The organism is Psychroserpens damuponensis (assembly GCF_000826655.1).
Taxonomy (GTDB): Bacteria; Bacteroidota; Bacteroidia; order Flavobacteriales; family Flavobacteriaceae; genus Psychroserpens; species Psychroserpens damuponensis.
The window spans coordinates 120,388-142,178 of the sequence record NZ_JXJO01000011.1; the positions used below are offsets into that span (position 1 = coordinate 120,388).

Genomic DNA, 21,791 nt, shown 5'->3' on the forward strand with positions numbered 1-21,791 from the left:
TTGAACGCATTTTTTTATACTTCTCGTATTTTATTTCAATGAAAAAGCGCTGCACTCTTTAAGAGTTACAGCGCTAAAAACATCACTAAACATCAATTAACTAACTTTTTATTTGTTTTCAAATTCGCAGGATACTGCGTAATTATCGTCTTGTAATTCTATTTTTTCTAAAGCCACCAAAGTTGTGGTTTGCATTAATTTATCATTTTTAAATACGATGTAGGAGTTGGTACTTGTAACATCACAGCTTTCGCTATCTGGATTGCAAAGTGTAATAACATCTGTACCGTATGTATTGTCTTGTTTGTTGATAATACTCACTAAATCGTGATTTAACGACTCAGATTTTACAAAGATTTTGTCTAGTTCTTGTCCGTTTTTTACAGCTCTAATTTGAAAACGCTTATAGCCTTTGTAATCTACTCCTGCTTCACCAAATACGAATTTAATTTCTGGATTGATTTGGCTTACCATTGTTTTTTGAGAGATGAGTCCTCCCCAAATCCATCCTACTTGTGGTCCCATTTTTATTTTGTAAAATCTACTAGTTACTCCGTTTATTGTTTGAGATGTTTCACTTTTTGCTAATAACCTCACATTGGTTCCTATTTTAAGCGTTGTTAATTTCTCGCATTGTACAGATGCACAATCTCTAAGGGCAACATCGTTTCCTAGAAGGTATTGTGATGCTTTTGCTGCAGAATTTGTATAAACATCAAATTCTACTTCTTTATTTTGTGCATAAATATTTGATGCTACAAATAACATTGCTAAAATCATTACTGCTTGAAACAATTTTGATACTCTTGTTTGTGTTTTGTTTTCGTTTTGGGTGTTCTTTAAAGTTCTCATAATATTTTGTTTTTGGGTTAAACTATTTGTTTGATACCTCAAAGATATATAGAGACTACAGTAAAATTTGGACGCTTCTAGAATTCGTAAGGAAGTGTTTAGAATTCGTTTAATTATTAGGTTTAGAAAATAAAAAAACCTTCATAATAGAAGGTTTTAGTTGGTGTTTATAGTAAATAAAATTGTTTTGATGTTAGCTTTTAATAGTCTTAGACACATTTATAGTTTCGTAAATCAACTTCACATTAGCTGCTCCATATTGACGTTCTAATCGTTTGATCGTAAAATGAGATGTTGCCATTTTTTGAAAATGATCTATAAATATATAATTTAGGCTACCACCACCAACTGCTCCAACAATTGGTACAGCTTGGGCTAGAAATTTTTCACTAATTAAAAGGCTCAGTCTAGTTGCAATTTTAGACACAAAACTACTTAAAGCACCAGAACCTAAAGCACTCGCTCCCTTTATTAATGTGTCTAATCCCACTTTTAAACTGGCTGTAGAGACATTGTTTAATGCCGAATTTATTGCAATTCTAGTTGTATAATAACTTATTTCTAAATCGTCATCATCTTTAGAATCTCCACCAAGAGCAAATACTTCTAGACATGCCATTTGACCTTCTAGTGTATAAATATCTTCACCTTCGCTTCTAGCAATATCCATTATAGTACGCATTAAAAACTTGGTAGTAATTGTTAATTCTGAAGCGAAAATCGCAGTACCAAAACCTGTCGTTAATCCAAAAAAACCGCTAAGCGCGCCACTTCCTGTAACAATACTCTTATATGTTTTTTTTGAGGGTTTCTTAAAGGTTTTGTTTTTTTGAATGGTTAGCAAGTTGGCTTTGATGACTTTTAATAATGCTTTTTGCGTCATGCTTTGCAGTTTAACCACCACTTTTTCTGGTACAAATTTTATCCCAGTTTCTACTGTATCGCCAATTTTATTCACATTTCGCATGGCCCAACTTATATTTAGCATATTAGATTTTGCGAGTTTCAATGCTTCTAAATCTTCGGGTGATATTGTGTTTGTGGTTAATTTCAAAGTTTAGCTATTAGATTCTGTTTTTAAGGTTTAATACAACTTAATTTAAAACTATTTGTCGCTGAGCATCTAAGATTGTTACAGCCTGTTAATTTAAAAGTAATCATTATAACACAAAAATTAGTGTTATTTCATTAAATGATATTTCTAATCCTATTTATACATTTATAACATATAGCCTTAGTTTATTTATTCTTATTTTTAAAAATTGTTTTAATGAAATTGATGTTCCCTAAAAATTGAAAAAGACCGTATACATATTATCGTTTTTCATATTATTTTTAATAAAAGCTTATGGCCAGTATTCGCCAAGCACCCATAATTATACTTTAGCAGAATATAAGGCTGGAAATCAAAATTGGGATATCACACGAGCCGAAGATGGTGGTGTTTATGTTGCAAATAACAATGGGTTACTGGCTTATGATGGTATAGATTGGAAATTTTATCAGTTACCAAATAAAACAACAGTTCGTTCTGTATTTACAGACAAAGATATTGTGTTTACTGGCTCTTATGAAGAATTTGGATATTGGGAAAAAGATGACCTCGGACTGTTAAAATACTACTCTCTTAGCGAAAAGGTTATTGACCAAATTTCTCCAAACGAAGAGATTTGGCAAATTGTAAAGTTTCAGGACAAAATTATTTTTAGTTCATTTTTAAACATCTATATCTATGACTACAAGAATGTTATTCAATTAAGTCCAAAGTCATCTATAATGTCTAGTAATGTTATTGACAACAAACTTTACATCTGCACTTTAAATAAAGGCATTTTCTCTTTAGAGCATGATACACTAGAACCCTTTTTTTATGATCCTAAATTAATTGACACGAAAATAGTTTCATTGGTGAGCTATAATGACAACTTACTTTTACTAACCTCATTGAAGGGCAGTTATTTTCTAAATAATAATCAACTAAAACCAACAGGGTTTACTATTGATGAAGAAATTAAGCACCATCAACTTAATAAATTTTCACAATTGGCAAATGGCGAAATGATTTTTGGGACTATAAAAGATGGTTTGTTTTTAACAGATGACAAAGGCAATTTGAAATTTCATGTTAGTAAAGAAAATGGCTTGCTCAATAATACAGTATTAGGACAACACGTTGATAAATCTAACAATTTATGGTTAGGGTTAGATAATGGGATTTCAAAAATGGATTTAGATAGTCATCATTATTTTTTTAATGATCAATCGGGCAAACTTGGAGCTGTATACGATGTGATAAAATATAAAGACTGTATTTATATAGGAAGTAACACTGGACTTTTTAGATTAAATAAAAACGATAAGCTCCATTTCATAGAAGGTTCTCAAGGTCAGGTTTGGGATTTAAAAATAATTGAAGGACAACTTTTTTGTGGTCATAACGAAGGCACCTTTATTGTAGAGAAGGATAAATTAACTTTAATCTCAAATTATACTGGAGGTTGGACGATTAAAAAATTACCGGAAAAAAATCATACATATATACAAGGCACATATTCAGGCCTCGTAAAATTTGAAAAAAATGAAGGAGAGTGGTTAGTAACACATCTAGGAGAGACGACAATTCCTTCTCGATTTTTAGTTTTTGAAGATCCAACAACAGCTTGGGTTGCTCATGCTACTAAAGGGGTTTCTAAAATAAGTTTTGATGAGAATTATAATTCAATCACCTCTGTTAAAACCTATCAAAACAAAGGTCTTAGTTCTAATTACAATGTTAGGGTTTATAATATAAGAAATAACATAAGTTTTAAAACCAACGAAGGATGGCAACGCTATGAACCTATTTTAGACTCCATAATTCCTTATGATCTACTTAATAAACGATTAGGTGAAAATAGTTATATCATTTCAGAAGATAATACCGATCTAATAGCTCTAAAAAATAACGGAGGTTTTATAAAATTCACATCGTTTGACAACATAGATGAGGACTTTTTTCTAAATAACCTTTTTCTAAAAAATAGATTTATAGTTGGCTATGAAAATATTTCTAAAATTAGTGATTCGCTATATGCTTTAAATTTAGACAATGGTTTTATGCTGATTAATAGCACTTCAAATACTAACAATAAATTGTACAAACCAAGTATTGAGTCCATTAGCATAAGTGGAGAACGGATTCCTGTTAATAATGTAGAAGCAAATGGGCTAGGTTTTAATTTTAAAGAAAGTCTAGCCATAGAATTTTCATCTTCAAAATCATTAAATCATCATTTCGAATATATTGTGACTGAAGCAAATGACAACATTGCTCATAATTCATGGCATAAAATAGAAGGAACCCAAGTAGAGCTATCAAATTTAACTGATGGTAAATACAGCTTGTTATTTAGAGCTTGTGATAATGCAGGTAATACTTCGTCAGCTCAATCTTTAGATATAGAAGTTTATCCGCCATGGTACAGAGATACGCTTGGCTATTTTTTATACTTCCTTTTAGCGAGTTTAATTCTAGTTATTTTTTATACGCTTCACAATAAGAAGATCGCAAAAGAACAACGTTTAATAAAAATTAAATACCAGAAAGAGCAACAAAAATTACTTAGAGAACAAACGTTAGAAAACGAAAAGCGAATTGTTCAGCTTAAAAATGAATCGTTACAAAATGAGATTAAATTAAAAAGTAAACAACTAGCCAATAACGCAATGGCATTAGTAAAGAAAAATGAAACGCTTCAAGACATTAAAAGAGACTTGATGGTAAACAAAGAAGGATTTAATAATTACTATTCGTATAAAAGGATTGTAAAAAAATTAGATAATTCAATAGTATTAAAGGACGAATGGGAAGTTTTCGAAAATAATTTCAGTCAAGTACACGATGAGTTTTTCGAAATTTTAAAAACCAAACATTCAATACTTACACCTAAAGATTTAAAGATTTGTGCCTACATCAAAATGAATCTTTCTTCTAAAGAAATTGCTCCACTTATGAATATCTCAGTAAGAGGAGTAGAAACACACCGATATCGACTAAAAAAGAAATTAAATTTAGAAAATGACATTTCTTTAGCTGATTATTTATTAAATATTAAAAATCAGGTGTAACTTATTCTTATATCCTCAATTAAAACTACGTCATTTATACGTCACATTGCGATTGTCTCGCTAACTACAACGTTTTTTTTATATATTTATATTACGTCAAATACTGTTTCCTTAACACTTTTTAACCTTCTTAGTGTTTTATGACGTATTTAAAATGTAAATAGATAATTATAGGAATTAACATTAGATTATAACTTAGTCACTCAAATAAACTAACAGTCTAATTTAAATAGTAATCAATTTTATGAAAACAAAAATCAGTCTATTGTTGATGCTGTTTGTTTCAATTTGCACTATGGCACAGCAAATTGAAATTAATGGTATTGTAACGAGTAAAAGTGATGGAATACCTTTACCTGGAGTAAGTATTATAATTAAAGGGACAAGCACAGGTACGTCTTCCGATTTTGACGGTAATTACTCCTTATTAGTAAATAAAGGAGATCAAATAGAGTACAGTTATCTAGGTTTTGAGACAACAACCATTACAGTTAAAGATGAACTAAAAATTGATGTTGCACTAGTTGATGATATAGCAAGTTTAAATGAGGTTGTTGTAATTGGTTATGGGACTCAAAAACGTAAAGAAGTAACTGGCGCTATTGCTAGTGTTTCAGGAGCTGAAATAACTAAACAACCTGCAGTTAATGCGCTTCAGTCTATTCAAGGAAAAATGACAGGTGTAAATATTGTCAATACAAATGCTCCTGGCAGTGAACCTAACATTATAATACGAGGTATAGGTACAGCATCTGCTGGAAGTAATATTCTCTACATTGTAGATGGCGTGCAAGTCAATAGTATTAGTAATATAAACCCAGAAGATATTGAAACATTTGATGTTCTTAAAGATGCTGCCTCTGCAAGTATTTATGGTATGAATGCCTCTAATGGTGTTGTTATAGTAACGACAAAAAGCGGTAAAAAAGGAAAAATGAAGATTGAATTATCTACATATTATGGCGCTAAATCAATGTTAAATCCTGTTGAAATGGCTAATTCTAGTCAATATGTTAGGTATTTTAATGAAAACCAATTTATAAATGGAGAAACAACGTTTTTATCACCTGACCAACCTTATGACACAGATTGGTATGATGAATTAACAGATATTGGATTTAGTAATTCTAATAACATTGCTATTTCTGGAGCGAGTGAAGATATCAAGTATTTTTTTAGTTTTAATAATTATAGTGAAGATGGTATTCTAGATGATCAAGATTATAATAGAAATACAATTAGAGCTAATAATAGTGTAGAATTGTTTGAAGATCGTATGAAGATTAGCACTAATTTAAGCGGATCTTTTATAAAATCTCTACCAAAACCGTTTAATGCTTTTAATTCAGCATATAGGCAAGCACCAGTTATTCCTGTGTATTATGAGAGTGGTCAATATGGTCAATCATTTTGGAATCAAACAACTGGTATTGCAACATATCTAGGTTCAAATACAGATGTTATTGGATCTCTCAACTCAGTGGGCAACCCAATAGCTGCAGTGGAATATACGAACCAAGTGAATAATACAACCGATTTACAAGGTAGTATTCAAGCCGATTTAAATATTACAGATTACTTAAAAGCTTCTGGTAGATATACAGCAACAAAAACCTTTTTTAAAAATAGAAGCTTTAATGATACCAGAGCACTTTGGTTAATCAGTGATCCAACTAGAACAGATGAAGAATTTCAAATCAATCAAGATAATAATCCTGAAGTCACAACATATGCAAATAATAGTTTGTCTTATACAAGTTCAGAAAGTTATAGATACAATGTAGAAGGGTTTTTAACGTTTGACAAAACGTTTAATACTGTACATAATTTTAATGCTGTAGCAGGATTTTCCAGAGGACAGAGAAATGATGTTTTTACAATGTATGCCCTAGGATATGGAGTGCCTCCTCAGGAAAATTATTGGAGCATCAATTTTGCTGATGATAACTATGAAAAGGTAGTTTCTCAATTTTATTCTACTCCTACAAGAGAGCAATCATATTTTGGTCGATTGATGTATAATTATGATAGTAAATATTTCTTACAAGCAAATATTAGAAGAGACGGTACTAGTAATTTCAAAAATGATAGCAACGAAGATTATTTTGACAACTTTCCAGCTGTAAGTGCTGGATGGGCAGTCTCTAATGAAAACTTTTTTGATGTTTCGTTTATCAACTTTCTTAAGTTAAAAGCTGGTTGGGGAAAAGTAGGTAACTCTAGAGTGCCGTTTAATCAAACAACAATAACAACTAGCACAGGTAGTAGTAGCGTAAACTATGCATTTGGTGCAAATCAAGATCTAGTTTTTGGCGCTGCCTATGGAGCAGAAATACTTCCAATATCATGGGAAATTACCGAAGAATTTAATGCTGGTCTAAATTTAACAGGTTTTAATAATAGGTTTAATGCCGAATTTAATTATTACAATAGAAATACTGAAAATGCCATTTTATTAGTAACTCCAGTTTATACAACCGAAGGTTCTGGTAGCTTTTATGATCATGGAGCAGAAGTCACTAATAAAGGTATTGAAATTGATTTAAAATGGAGAGACAATATCACTGATGATCTATCTTACAATATTGGAGCAATATTTTCTACAAATAAAAATAATGTTGAAAATGTTAAATCTGCTTATGACGGACAAGTTGGTGGAAGTTTAGGTAATGGTCAAATAACAAAACGTTTAGAAGAAGGACAGCCATTATATTCTTGGTGGATGTATGAAGTAGAGGGTGTTTGGCAAAATCAAGAAGAAATAGATGAAAACCCTAGTATTTCTGGTGCACTACCAGGACATTTAAAATATTCAGATTTAAATGATGATGGCATTATTGACGATAAGGATAAAAAGTTTTTTGGATCTTATTTACCAACTTACTCCTATGGACTTTCATTAGGTCTAAATTATAAAAATCTAGATTTAACTATTGAAGGCTATGGTGCTGGAGGTAATAAAATATATAATGGCCTCAAAGGTACTCGTATAAATGGTGGTGAAAATATAACAGCAGATGTATTTAACTATAGATGGACTGGAGAAGGATCTACAAACACAAATCCAGGGGCAAATCGAGATTCTTATGCTTCTAATTATTACTTAGAGGATGGTGATTATTTTAGAATAAATAACATCACATTAGGATATACTTTAAAAGATGTTATAAAAAGTGTGAGCTCAATACGACTTTATGCTACAGCACAAAACCCTTTTATGTTTACTAAATATTCAGGGTTTACTCCAGAAATTATTGGTACTTCAGCTGGTACTGGAGGTATTGAACTTTCTGCTTACCCTACACTTAAAACATTTTTATTCGGTGTAAATATTGAACTATAAAAAAAATTGAAAATGAAACTAAAAATAACAAAATTCGGAATTTTGCTTTTCACTTTGCTTTTATTAGCAAATTGCAGCGATGATTATTTAGATGTAGATAGTAGGTCAGAAATAGATGCCGCAGATAGTGGAGTTGTTGTAGAGCCTGAAGAAATGGTAAACGGAATCTACGGTATGCTTACAGATTGGGATTATTCGTTCTCTTATTTGGGAGTAACAGAAATCATATCAGATAATGCAGATAAAGGAAGTTCGGCCTCAGATACTGGAGCAGATAAACATTTACTAGATGCCTTAGAACATACAACTACAGGACCTTCTGTTTTAGCCATGTGGGAGCACTGGTATAAAAGTATAGGAAGAGCAAGTATCGCTATTTCTTACACGACAGATTACGGTTTAACAGACCAGGCCTATAAAGATAGACTTATAGGAGAAGCTAAATTTTTGAGAGCTTTAAACTATTTTTGGTTAGTTCGCTCTTTTGGAGATATTCCTTTACAACATATCGATTATGTTGTGCGTCAGCCTAAAGCAGATGTATACGGGTTTATTCAACAGGATTTACTAGATGCTATTGATTTATTACCAACAAAAAGCGAATACGCTGCTGCAGATTTAGGAAGAGCAACACGTGGTGCAGCTCAAGCATTACTAGCGAAGGTATATTTATATGATGAAAAATGGCAAGATTCTTACGATATGGCTACAGCAGTAGTAACAAGTGGAAATTATGATTTACACGGTAATTACGAAGAATTATGGAGAGCGTCTCAAGAAAATGGTATAGAATCTCTTTTTGAAGTTCAAGGTAGAGGTGAGTCTATTGCACATGGTGTACAACAATATTCACAAGTTCAAGGTGCTAGAGGCACCAGTGGTTGGGGATGGGGATTTAATATTCCTTCTCAAAATCTATTAAATGCATTCAATGCAGAAGGAGATGTTATTAGAAGAGATGCAACGATAATTTTTGCAGGTGAAACAATGTGGGACGGAAGGGAAGTAAGTGCTTCTACAGAAAATCCAATGTATAGTGAAAAAGCATATTCTAGTGCTAATGCAGGTGATAGTGATGGTGATAAAAATGTAAGAATACTTCGTTTTGCTGAAGTCTTATTAATTCAATCAGAAGCTGCTCTTCATGTTGGTGCAGATGCCTCTACTCCATTAAATAGAGTAAGAAATAGAGTTAACCTTACGTCTATTAATTCTCCAACTTTTCAAGATATATGGAAAGAAAGACGATTAGAATTAGCTTTTGAGCATGATAGATGGTTTGATATTATAAGAACAGGTGAAGCTCAAAGTGCAATGGCTTCTGATGGAAAAACATTTGTGGTTAATAAACATGAATTGTTTCCGATTCCATCACTTCAGTTGAATCAAACTCCAGAGATGACTCAAAATCCTAATTGGTAAAATTAGAAACAAAAAAAAACAGTACAATTACAACCATACATTGTTTGAATTAGTCCTTAATTTAACTGCATCTGTAACGTATTAGATGCAGTTAAATTTATAAAAATCACAAATGAAATTTTCGGCATTTAATATCACCATTTTAATTATGGCCTTGGGCCTCTATAACTGTAAACAAGCAGAAAAGCAGCCTCCAAAAACAGTGCAATCTCATATTAAACTAAACGAAAACAGTCTTTTAGACACTATTCAGTTCCAAACCATAAACTATTTTTGGGAAGGTGCAGAACCAAATTCAGGTTTAGCTAGAGAGCGTTTACATTTAAATGATAATTATCCTTCATCACCTAAACAAACTGTCACAATTGGCGGTAGTGGATTTGGTGTAATGGCAATTTTAGCTGGTATAGAAAGAGGCTTTATAAATAAGGAGGAAGCTTTAGATAGATATCTTAAAAATGTTGCTTTTCTTGAAAAAGCAGATCGTTTTCATGGAGCTTGGCCACATTGGTTAGATGGTGAAACAGGGAAAGTACTTGCTTTTAGTAAAAAAGACGATGGTGGAGATTTAGTAGAAACAGCATTTTTAATACAAGGCTTATTAACTGTTGCAGAATACTATGATGGTGACTCTGAAAAAGAAAAACAATTAGTTGCTAAGATTAATAACTTATGGGAAAGTGTAGAATGGGATTGGTACACCAAAGGAGGTGAAGACGTTTTATATTGGCACTGGTCACCAAAATATGGTTGGGATATGAATTTTCCTGTTGGTGGATATAATGAATGCTTAATCATGTATGTCTTAGCCGCCGCATCTCCTACACATTCAATTAATAAATCGGTTTACGAAAATGGTTGGGCTAGAAATGGTAAAATCACATCTAATAAAACATATTACGGAGAAGATCTCGTGCTTAACTATTATGAGCATGATAATCATACCGTTGGACCATTATTTTGGGCGCATTATTCCTATTTAGGATTAAATCCAAATGGATTATCTGATCAATATGCCGATTATTGGAAATTAACTCAAAATCAAGCCAAAATACATTACAAATATGCTGTAGATAACCCATTAAAATTCAAAGGATATGGGGATAGTCTTTGGGGATTAACATCTAGCTATTCTATAAAAGGTTACTATGGACATAGACCAGAGAACGACATTGGAGTAATAGCGCCAACAGCAGCATTGTCGTCATTTCCATATACGCCAAAAGAAAGTATGAATGTTTTAAAAAATCTTTATAACAATCATGATAGTTTAGTTGGTAAGTACGGACCATTTGATGCATTCAGTTTTCAAGCTAATTGGTATAAACCAGGTTATTTAGCAATAGATCAAGGTCCAATTCCTGTAATGATTGAAAATCATAGAACAGCTCTTCTGTGGAATTTATTTATGAAAAATAAAGATGTACAATCGGGCTTAGACAAGTTGGGTTTTAAATATAAAAAGAATTAAAATATGAGATGTTTTAGCCTATTCTTAATTACATTAATTTGTTTTAGCTGTGGTAAAGATGATAGTATATCAAACTATCAAGGTATAGATGACCCTGACCCTACAGATGATGATCCTGTGATTGTTGATACAATAACAGACGAAGCCCTATTGAATTTAACCCAACAAGAAACTTTTAAATACTTTTGGGATTATGCAGAGTCTAACTCAGGTGCAGCTAGAGAGCGCTATCATCCTTATGATTCTTCTAACAGTCAAAATGTTGTAACCACAGGTGGTAGCGGTTTTGGTCTTATGGCAATATTAGTAGGTATCGAAAGAGGATATATTTCTAATACTGAAGGATTTGATCGATTAAGCCAAATTTTAGACTTCTTTGAAGATGCTGATCGCTTCCATGGTGCATGGCCACATTGGATTGATGGTACTAACGGAAATGTTATTCCTTTTAGTAGTCAAGATGATGGAGGTGATTTAGTCGAAACCGCTCTCTTTGCTCAAGGATTAATTTGTATTAAAGAATATTATAAAAATGGTAATGACGAAGAGGTTGCATTAGCAACTCAAGCAGATGAACTCTGGAAAGGCGTAGAATGGAACTGGTATACACAAAATCAAAACTCTTTATTTTGGCATTGGAGTCCAGATAATGATTTTGCAATTAATTTAGAATTAAAAGGATACAATGAAACTTTAATCGCTTTTATATTAGGAGCAGCATCACCAGATTATGCCATCACACCTGAAGTTTATCATGAAGGATGGGCAAATAATGGAAATATTACAACGGCAATAAGTGAATATAATATTCCGCTTATCCTAGACCATGCTGGAGCTGGTACTGGACCATTATTTTGGGCACACTATTCGTTTTTAGGATTAAATCCTACCAACCTTTCAGACCAGTATGCAAATTATTGGGACCTCAATGTAAACCATACTAATATCAATTATCAACATTGTATTAGTAATCCAAATAATTATGCTGATTATGGGGAAGATTGTTGGGGTTTAACAGCTAGTTATAGTAGAAATTCTGATGGATCTACAGGTTACTCTGCACACGAACCAGAAAATGATTTAGGTGTAATTTCACCTACAGCTGCTATTAGTTCTATTCCTTATACACCTGAAAAGTCTCTTGCAGCAATGCATTACTTCTATAGTAAAAAAGCTATTCTATTAGGACCAGCTGGATTCTATGACGCCTTTAGTCCACAATATAATGATTGGGTTTCTCAGCAATATTTAGCTATAGACCAAGGGCCCGAAATTATAATGATAGAAAACTATAGAACAGGACTATTATGGAATTTATTCATGCAAAACGAAGATGTTCAAAACGGTTTAAACACATTAGGATTTACATATTAATTTATAAACAATTAAACATGAAATATCAGCTTTTATTTTTAGTCTTTAGTATCATAACTTTTAGTCCAAATACTGCTAAAGCGCAAGAAAAACAATCATCAAAAGATTTGTTTACATATGAGCAACATATTGTAAAAGAAGATACACTAAACTATAGAATGCTTTTACCTAAACATTTCGATGAATCCAAAACTTATCCTTTGGTAGTAATGCTTCATGGAGCTGGAGAGCGTGGCAATGATAATAAGAGACAACTCGCTCACGGAAGCACGTTGTTTTTAAACGAAACAATAAGAGATTCATTTCCTGCAATAGTAATTTTTCCGCAGTGTCCTAGAAATGATTATTGGTCTAAGTTAGAGGCAGATCGAACAACAAAGCCAATAACGTTTAAATATAAATACAACGAAGCACCAACCACTTCAATGACATTAGTTATGGATTTAATGGATGAAATGGTTGCTAAACCTTATCTAAAAACAGATCAAATATATGTTATGGGCTTGTCAATGGGAGGCATGGGTACTTTTGAAATTATTCATAGAAAACCAGAAATGTTTGCCGCAGGAATTCCAATTTGTGGAGGTGGTGATCCAGAATCTGTAACAACTTATGCGCAAACTGTTCCGCTATGGATTTTACATGGAGCCAAAGATGATGTAGTAGACCCACTATTATCTCTAAATATGGCTTCAGCTATTATAAGCGCAGGTGGATTTCCAAAACTTACACTATATGATTTTGCAAACCATAACAGTTGGGATCCCGCTTTTGCAGAACCAGACCTTTTAAAATGGCTTTTTTCAAATTCTAAATTAAAATAATGAAGAAATTAATTAACGTTCAAACAATTGCAATTGCCTTACTAGCAATACTACTTTTAAGTTGTAATTCTGAAACTAACACAATAATAAAATCGAAAAAGGAAACAGAGAGTCCTTTTGCTTCAAAGGTAGATTCTATATTAAATTTAATGACTATTGATGAAAAAATAGGACAACTTAATTTACCAACTTCTGGAGATATTACTACAGGTTCTGCTAAAGGTTCAGATGTAGGAAAACGAATAGAAGAGGGAAAAGTTGGAGGCTTATTTAATATAAAAACCGTTGAGAAAATTTATGAAGTTCAGAAAATAGCTGTTGAAAAAAGCAGATTAGGTATTCCATTAATTTTTGGAATGGATGTTATTCATGGTTACGAAACAACATTCCCAATTCCCTTAGGTTTATCTAGTTCTTGGGACATGGAAATGATAGAAAAAACAGCACGTGTAGCAGCTAATGAAGCAAGTGCTGCTGGTATCAATTGGACGTTTTCACCAATGGTTGATATCTCTAGAGATCCTCGATGGGGACGCGTTTCAGAAGGAAATGGTGAAGATCCGTTTTTAGGCAGTAGAATTGCTGAAGCTATGGTTAAAGGATATCAGCAAGATGACTTAAGTAAAAACAACACCTTAATGGCATGTGTCAAACATTTTGCTTTGTATGGAGCATCTGAAGCAGGAAGAGATTACAACACGGTCGATATGAGTAAAATTAGAATGTACAATGAATATTTAGAGCCTTATAAGGCTGCTGTTGATGCTGGTGTGGGTTCTGTAATGGCTTCATTTAACGAAATTGACGGTGTACCAGCAACCGGAAACAAATGGTTGCTTACAGATTTATTAAGAGATGATTGGGGTTTTAATGGTTTTGTTGTAACTGATTATACAGGAATTTACGAAATGACACAGCATGGAGTTGGTGATAAACACCAAGTCTCTGAACAGGCTTTAAAAGCAGGAGTAGATATGGATATGGCTGGTGATTCTCCTTCAATACCTGCGGCTTTTGTGAAAACGCTGAAAGAGTCATATGAAAACGGAAACATTTCAATAAACGATATTGATACAGCGGTAAGAAGAATGTTAACGGCAAAATTTCAATTGGGACTTTTTGATGATCCTTACAAATATTGTGATATCAATAGATCTGAAACTGAAATTTTCACACCAGAAAATAAAGCATTTTCACGTAAAGTAGCTGCAGAATCTATGGTGTTGCTTAAAAATGAAGCACAATTACTTCCTATTAAAAAATCTGGAACTATTGGATTAATTGGTCCATTAGCTAAAGCTAGTAATAATATGGCAGGAACTTGGAGTGTGGCTACTAAACAGGAGAAATCGAACTCAGTTTTCGATGGGCTAACAGAAGTAATTGGTGATAAAGCAACCTTACTGTATGCTAAGGGTAGTAATATTGATTACGATTTAGAATTAGAAAAACGAGCTACGATGTTTGGTAAAGATATTCCACGCGATAATCGTACAGATAAACAATTGTTAGATGAAGCACTTCAAATAGCTTCTAAATCTGATATCATCATAGCAACCATTGGAGAGTCTGCAGAATTTAGCGGAGAAAGCAGTAGTCGAACAAATTTAGGAATTCCACAAGTACAAAAAGACTTATTAAATGCCTTATTGAAAACAGGAAAACCTGTGGTTTTAGTCTTATTTACTGGTCGACCACTTGTTTTAGTTGAAGAAAATGAAAACGTGCCAGCTATTCTTAATGTATGGTTTCCTGGTAGTGAAGCTGGTTTAGCAATTTCCGATGTCCTATTTGGAGACGTTAACCCTTCGGGAAAATTAACAGCAACATTCCCAAGAAATGTTGGGCAGATACCCCTTTTTTATAACCACAAAAATACAGGTAGACCATTAGGAAATGATCAAGGAGAATTTGAAAAGTTTAAGAGTAATTACATTGATGTTCGTAATGAGCCACTCTACCCTTTTGGTTATGGCTTAAGTTATACAACCTTCGATTATTCCAATTTCACTATTAATACACCTTCAATTAACATGAATGGAAATATTGAAGTTTCAGTAGATGTTACCAATTCTGGTGATTATGACGGTAAAGAAATTGTACAGCTTTATATTAGAGATGTTGTTGGTTCGGTTACAAGACCTGTAAAAGAATTAAAAGGTTTTCAAAAAGTTGAAATAAAAAAAGGTGAAACAGAAACTATAACATTTACAGTAACTGTTGAGGATTTAAAATTCTACAATTCATCATTAGATTTTGTAGCAGAACCTGGACAATTTCAAGTGTTTGTAGGTACAAATTCTGACACAAAATTGATGAAAGAATTTGAGTTAACCAAATAACATAACAACATGAATTACAATCGATAAACACATGATATCGTAGATTTAAAAAACTAATTCCTAATAGATAAATAGCAACCCTATGCCACATATAAATTTTAAGTACAAATCCCTAATCTTACTATTTTGTGTGGCTTTTTCATGTCAGACTTTTGCTCAAAATCTGAGTGCTAATTCTAAGCAAAAGCCTTCAGTAGAGAATGTAAGTTTTAAAACCTATACGTATGCTATAAAAGGAACAGACACTTTAAAAATGGATGTATTCACACCTAAAAATATTGATAAAAATGTGAAACTACCGTTACTTCTTTGGATGCATGGAGGAGGATTTTCGGGAAGTCATCGCGCATATCCAGATGATAAAAATTTAGTTAAATATGCGGCCAACAATCAACACTACATAGGCATATCTATCGATTATCGATTATTAAGAAAAAATACAGCAACCGGTTTTGGTTGTGATTGCCCAAAAGACGACAAATTAGAAACCTTTAAACAAGCAGCTATAGATTACTTGGATGCCGCAAAATACATTGTTGAACATGCCAATGAACTTCAAGTTGATATTACTAAAATTATAGCAGGAGGTAGTAGTGCAGGTGCAGAAGGTAGCCTTAATGCTGTTTTTATGAGAGACTATTTCATAGCAGACAAAGAAAAATATAAAGATGTGAAATTTGCAGGTGTATTTTCATGTGCTGGTGCAATTGTTAATGCAAGTTATATCACTAAAGAAAATGCTGTCCCTTCTGTTTTATACCATGGAACAAAAGATCAATTAGTGCCTTTTGATAACGCGCCACATCATTATTGTGATCCAAATAAAGACGGTTACATCATGTTAGATGGATCTAACGTAATCGCTAAAAAGTTAGAGCTATTCGATACTGCATATTATTTCAATATCGTAAAAGAAGCAAGGCATGAAATATCAAGAATCCCTTTTGAAGAACTAGATATAGTATTTAATTTTTTTGACCGAACTATTATCAATGATGAGCTTGTTCAAACTAAAATTATAAAAACGAAAAAGTAATGTGGTATTTAACTCTTTTATTAATAAGTCTTGTCGCTATTCAAGCTTACAATGAAGGTTTAAAAAAGCGCGAAGAATCGAAACTCACAGAATTACGAATCAAATACAAACTAACACTATTTGAATTTGATCAAACACTAAAAAGAAAAATAAAAAGAGTTCATATACAATTTAAAACATTAAGAATTCAAACTGATATTTCTTTTAATCTAACTTCTGAAAAAGACACTAAATTTTAAATCATGAAAAAAATACTTTGTCTCTTTATTATTACACTTCTTTTTTCGTGCAACATCGATAAGAATGAGATAACAGAACAGTCGTCTAATACTGAAGAAAAAGCACTACAAAAAAAAGGATTTGAAACTTACATCAATCCATTAGATATAGATTATACCTACATGGTATATAATTCTAATAGAAATCAATCGTATCGTTCTGGAGCTGATCCTGCGGTTATAGAATTTAAAGGAGAATATTACATGTTTGTCACACGTTCATTTGGATATTGGCATTCTACAGACTTGATAAACTGGGACTTTATTAAACCACAACAATGGTTTTTTGAAGGTAGTAACGCTCCAACAGCTTTCAATTATAAAGATTCATTAGTTTATTTTGCAGGTAATCCTGCAGGTTATGGAAGTATTCTTTACACAGATGATCCTAAAAAAGGGAATTGGACTCCAACAGCATCGATTTCAAATAATATTCAAGACTCAGAATTATTCATCGATGATGACGGAAAGACTTATTTATTTTGGGGATCCTCTAATGTAAATCCGCTCAAAGTAAAAATGTTGAATAAAGATGATCGCTTTCTAGAAATAGGTGTAACAAAAGATTTAATAAATCTTAACGAAGAAGAACATGGTTGGGAGCGTTTTGGAGAAAACAACTTTCATCCAACACTTAAAGAAGGTTATATGGAAGGTGCTTCTATGACCAAGCACAACCAAAAATATTACCTACAATATGCAGCTCCTGGCACTCAATTTAATGTGTATGCAGATGGTGTTTATATTGGTGATTCTCCACTTGGACCATTTGAGTATATGAAAAGTAATCCCATGAGTTTTAAACCAGGTGGTTTTACTAATGGAGCTGGTCACGGTATAACTGTAAAACAAACCAACGGTCAATATTGGCACTTTGCCACGATGGCATTGGCTTCTAATGCACAATGGGAACGTCGCTTATGCATGTTTCCCACCTATTTTGATGACGAGGGTTTAATGTACACCAATACAGCATATGGTGATTATCCTCGTTTTAGCACAAATCATCCTACACAAGCAGGACAACATAATGGATGGATGCTTTTGTCTTATAAAGGAAATGTGACAGTGTCGTCATCACTAAAACAAGTTGAGAAATTCACTTCAAATGATGATGAAGTTGAAATTACTGAATTACCTATTGAAAAAGATCCAAACGGTAATATTAGGTCTAAAGTATTAACCGATGAAAATCCAAAAACCTTTTGGGTCGCAAAAGCCAATAATAATAAACAATGGATAACCATTGAAATGCAAAACCCTGCAAATATCAATGCCATTCAATTAAACTTTCACGACCACGAATCTGGAATTTACACACGAGTAGATAACTTAAAACATCAGTTTACTATAGATGTTTCTGAAAATGGAAAAACCTGGACAACTGTTATTGATAGAAGTACAAGTAACCAAGATACACCAAATGCTTACATAGAGCTAGAAACACCTGTTAAGGCTAAATATGTAAGATATAACAATATTAAAGTACCTGGAAATAATTTTGCAATGTCAGAAATTAGAGTGTTTGGAAAAGGCTTAGGAAAAATACCACACAAAGTGTCTAACTTTAAAATTAATCGTAAAAAAGACCGAAGAGATGCGACCTTTTCATGGGACGCAATTGAAGGTGCTCAAGGTTATAACATTCGTTGGGGAATTTCTAAAGATAAGCTATATCAATCATGGCAAGTTTACGATACCAATACACATTTTATGCGTTGCTTAGATCGAGATACACCTTATTATTTCACTATTGAAGCGTATAACGAAAACGGCATTTCTGAAACAAGTAATATCGTATTTGTAGACTAATAATCTAGCCCATTAATAGCAATAATTTGAATTTGAATATTAACTAAATAATTATAATTATGAAAAATCTAACAACCAACAAATTAAAGAAGTTGGCGCAACTTTGTTTTTGCGTACTCTTATTGATTAATCTTAATTCATGTAGTGAAGAAGATGATATTACACCGTTAGGAAGTCTACAAACATTAAATGTAGAAACTGAAGCTATAATACCTGCCAATTTAACCTTAGCAACAAGTTGCCAATATTCAATTATTCCTGAATTTAATAGTGTGATTTTTCCTGCAAGAAGCTATACTTGGACAGCAGAGCCTGCTGGTATGGTAGATTTCACAGTAGACCCTTTAACCTTTGCTGTAGAAATTCAAACCATTACAGAAGGGAATGTTACTATGAGTTTAGATTCAGATGATGGAGCAGTTTCTGCTTCTGTTGAGATAACTATTGATGACGAAAATGATGGGATTTTAAAAATCCTAGCCATTGGAAATAGTTTTTCAGAAGATGCCTTAGAAGCGTATTTTTGGGGTATAGCCAATGCTGAAGGCAAACAAGTTATAGTTGGAAACATGTATATAGGTTCAGCAAATTTAGATACACACGCTTCAAATGCTACAAGCAATTCTAGCAGTTATAGTTATAGAAAAATTAATTTAGATGGTACACGTACGGTATCTTCAGGTGTTTCCATTTCCGAAGCCGTAAATGATGAAAATTGGGACTATATTAGCTTTCAACAAGCTAGTTACGAATCTGGGCTTTTTAACACCTTTATAAATCCTCTACCAACTGTTTATAATGCTGTAAAGAGTTATGATCCTAATCCATGCACAAAGTACATATTACATAAAACGTGGGCATATGCTCAAAACTCAACTCACTCTGGTTTTGCAAATTATAATAATGATCAAATGACCATGTTTGATGGCATCACTCAAGCCTACACTCAAGCCGTAAATTTAATGCCTACTGATAAGGTTATACCTGCTGCAACTGCAATTCAAAATGGAAGAACCAGTTTTTTAGGTGATGGTTTTACTCGTGATGGATATCATTTAAATGATTTAGGTCAATATACAGCTTCATGTACATGGTATGAAATGTTATTTAATGAATCGGTAATTGGAAATACTTATGAAGCTGATGGCATATCACTTTATTTTAGAGAGTTAGCACAACAAGCTGCACATCAAGCAGTGTTAAATCCCAATGAAATTACGGTATTAACCGATTATGAAACCTCAGGAGGAAGCGGTATTATTTCTGAGCCTGTTTTTATCAATTTCGCTAGCTCAAATAATCCTGATGGTTGGAACGCATATTCAAGCCATTTAGAAGGTGTTGGTATAGCAAATATTTTATATCCAAATGGTGATTTTACAGGCATCGCTGCTACAACGACTGCTCGATTTAGAGGTGTAAATAACACCTCTGGCGCAGGTTCTACAACAACAGATTTCAATATGTCTGATGATGTTTCACGTTCTAATTATTATTCTCATGCACTAGCTTGGGGTTCAAACCCTCCATTAGAAGAAAGTATAATAGAATTCACAGGTTTTGAATCTAATGACACCTATGAGTTTTGTTTCTTTGCTTCAAGAAATGGCGTAAGTGATAATAGAGATACTGATTATACTGTTGTTGGTGCTACCGAGCAAACGGCTAATTTAAATGCTGCAAATAATGCAACAGATACTGTTTGTATTTCTAATGTACAAGCTGATGCAGACGGTAAAATTACTTTAAAAGTTTCAGCAGGTGATGCTAATACTAACGGGAATCAATTTTATTATATTAATGCAATGAAAATAACACCTCAGTAGACAGTAATTATGAAATAAGGTCTCTTTATTTGCTCGTTTATCCTTTGTTAGGTTTTATCATTCGAACACAAAAATTGCTTCGTCACTAACTTCATTTAAAGAGACTTTTATTTTGTTTAAACTTAGAAACACCATTATTACTCTATTACATTGCTAAATAGACGTAATGTTATTTACTATTGTAGGCTTTTAGTGTAACAAGAAATTCAATACAAATAGAGTTTTACTTATTAAATAAATTATTAATATGAAATATTTAATAGTCATCGTTTTAGCCTTTTCAAGTTTTGGTTCTGCCCAAAATTTTTCTGTTATGTCTTATAACATCAAATTGGATTATCCAAAAGTTGGAGACAATAGTTGGACTAATAGAAAGGCATTTATTACCAATCAAATAAAGTTCTATGAACCTGATGTACTAGGCGTACAAGAGGCGATGCCAAATCAAATGAAAGACATGGATAGTCTTTTAGTACACTATAGTTATGTAGGTGTTGGTCGAGACGATGGTAAAAATGAAGGTGAATTTTCGGCTGTTTTTTATAAAACAGATAAGTTCAACATAATGAATTCGGGTACATTTTGGCTGTCACAAACTCCAAACAGTGTGAGTATAGGTTGGGATGCTGTTTGTAATAGAGTGTGTACCTATGTTTTATTAGAAGATAAAAAATCAAGTAAAAAATTCTGGATCTTTAATACACATTTTGACCACGTTGGCAAAGAGGCTCGAAAAAACAGTGTACCATTAATTATTAAAAAAATTAAGGAATTAAATAAAGATAATCATTCAGTAATACTAACTGGTGATTTTAATATGGAGCCAGATCATGAAAGTATTACACATATAAAAACTGAATTGAGAGACTCTAAAGAAATTGCAGCATTAGTATTTGGACCCGAAGGCACATTTAATGGGTTTCAGTTTGATAAACCAGTAACACGACGTATTGATTATGCTTTTGTTAGTAACACTATTAGCGTTTCTAAATATGCCGTTTTAAGTGATAATTGGAATCTGCATTATCTTTCAGATCATTTACCAGTATTAATAAAAATAATGTTATAAATCATAATCATTCTAATTTAAAAAAACCTTTAAAC

14 protein-coding genes are annotated in these 21,791 nt (G+C 32.6%); 12 read left to right on the forward strand and 2 right to left on the reverse strand.

The window, feature by feature from the left end; translation table 11 throughout:
* Positions 1-108: 108 nt before the first annotated feature.
* Both TD29_RS05790 and TD29_RS05795 read right to left on the reverse strand, forming a co-directional pair.
* Positions 109-852 carry an SH3 domain-containing protein gene (locus TD29_RS05790; protein WP_040279538.1) on the reverse strand — a complete coding sequence of 248 codons (744 nt, stop codon included), beginning with the start codon at positions 850-852 and terminating at the stop codon, positions 109-111.
* A gap of 193 nt (positions 853-1,045) precedes the next feature.
* Positions 1,046-1,906 (reverse strand): EcsC family protein, encoded by an 861-nt coding sequence (locus tag TD29_RS05795; protein WP_040279539.1) that lies wholly within the window; start codon positions 1,904-1,906, stop codon positions 1,046-1,048.
* 239 nt (positions 1,907-2,145) lie between these two features.
* Between TD29_RS05795 and TD29_RS05800 the strand changes: the two genes are divergently transcribed.
* The 12 genes from TD29_RS05800 (at position 2,146) to TD29_RS05855 (ending at position 21,756) form a co-directional block, all read left to right on the forward strand.
* Entirely contained in the window at positions 2,146-4,959 is a 2,814-nt protein-coding gene (locus TD29_RS05800) for a helix-turn-helix and ligand-binding sensor domain-containing protein (protein ID WP_040279540.1), read from the forward strand.
* Positions 4,960-5,254: 295 nt separating this feature from the next.
* A complete protein-coding gene (locus tag TD29_RS05805) occupies positions 5,255-8,302 on the forward strand; it encodes a SusC/RagA family TonB-linked outer membrane protein (RefSeq protein ID WP_241485223.1) in 3,048 nt (1,015 codons plus the stop codon).
* 12 nt (positions 8,303-8,314) lie between these two features.
* The gene (locus tag TD29_RS05810; protein ID WP_040279542.1) at positions 8,315-9,724 is read left to right on the forward strand and encodes a RagB/SusD family nutrient uptake outer membrane protein; all 1,410 of its coding nucleotides are present in this window, start codon (positions 8,315-8,317) and stop codon (positions 9,722-9,724) included.
* Between the two features lie 112 nt (positions 9,725-9,836).
* Positions 9,837-11,195, forward strand: a complete 1,359-nt coding sequence (locus tag TD29_RS05815) for a glucoamylase family protein (RefSeq protein ID WP_040279543.1) — start codon at positions 9,837-9,839, stop codon at positions 11,193-11,195.
* Between the two features lie 3 nt (positions 11,196-11,198).
* Positions 11,199-12,569, forward strand: a complete 1,371-nt coding sequence (locus TD29_RS05820) for a glucoamylase family protein (protein ID WP_040279544.1) — start codon at positions 11,199-11,201, stop codon at positions 12,567-12,569.
* Between the two features lie 17 nt (positions 12,570-12,586).
* Positions 12,587-13,393, forward strand: a complete 807-nt coding sequence (locus TD29_RS05825; RefSeq protein WP_040279545.1) for a carboxylesterase family protein — start codon at positions 12,587-12,589, stop codon at positions 13,391-13,393.
* Positions 13,393-15,735: a beta-glucosidase BglX gene (bglX, locus tag TD29_RS05830; protein WP_040279546.1), complete on the forward strand. Its 2,343-nt coding sequence runs from the start codon at positions 13,393-13,395 to the stop codon at positions 15,733-15,735. The genes TD29_RS05825 and bglX overlap by 1 nt, the downstream gene beginning before the upstream one ends.
* 82 nt (positions 15,736-15,817) lie before the next feature.
* Positions 15,818-16,771 (forward strand): alpha/beta hydrolase, encoded by a 954-nt coding sequence (locus tag TD29_RS05835; RefSeq protein ID WP_152611469.1) that lies wholly within the window; start codon positions 15,818-15,820, stop codon positions 16,769-16,771.
* A complete protein-coding gene (locus TD29_RS05840) occupies positions 16,771-17,010 on the forward strand; it encodes a hypothetical protein (protein ID WP_040279547.1) in 240 nt (79 codons plus the stop codon). Before TD29_RS05835 ends, TD29_RS05840 begins: the two co-directional genes overlap by 1 nt.
* Positions 17,011-17,013: 3 nt before the next feature.
* Positions 17,014-18,861, forward strand: a complete 1,848-nt coding sequence (locus TD29_RS05845; RefSeq protein ID WP_040279548.1) for a family 43 glycosylhydrolase — start codon at positions 17,014-17,016, stop codon at positions 18,859-18,861.
* A gap of 59 nt (positions 18,862-18,920) precedes the next feature.
* Entirely contained in the window at positions 18,921-20,687 is a 1,767-nt protein-coding gene (locus TD29_RS17815; protein ID WP_052466989.1) for a DUF4886 domain-containing protein, read from the forward strand.
* Positions 20,688-20,934: 247 nt separating this feature from the next.
* The gene (locus TD29_RS05855) at positions 20,935-21,756 is read left to right on the forward strand and encodes an endonuclease/exonuclease/phosphatase family protein (RefSeq protein WP_040279549.1); all 822 of its coding nucleotides are present in this window, start codon (positions 20,935-20,937) and stop codon (positions 21,754-21,756) included.
* The last annotated feature ends 35 nt before the right edge of the window (positions 21,757-21,791 follow it).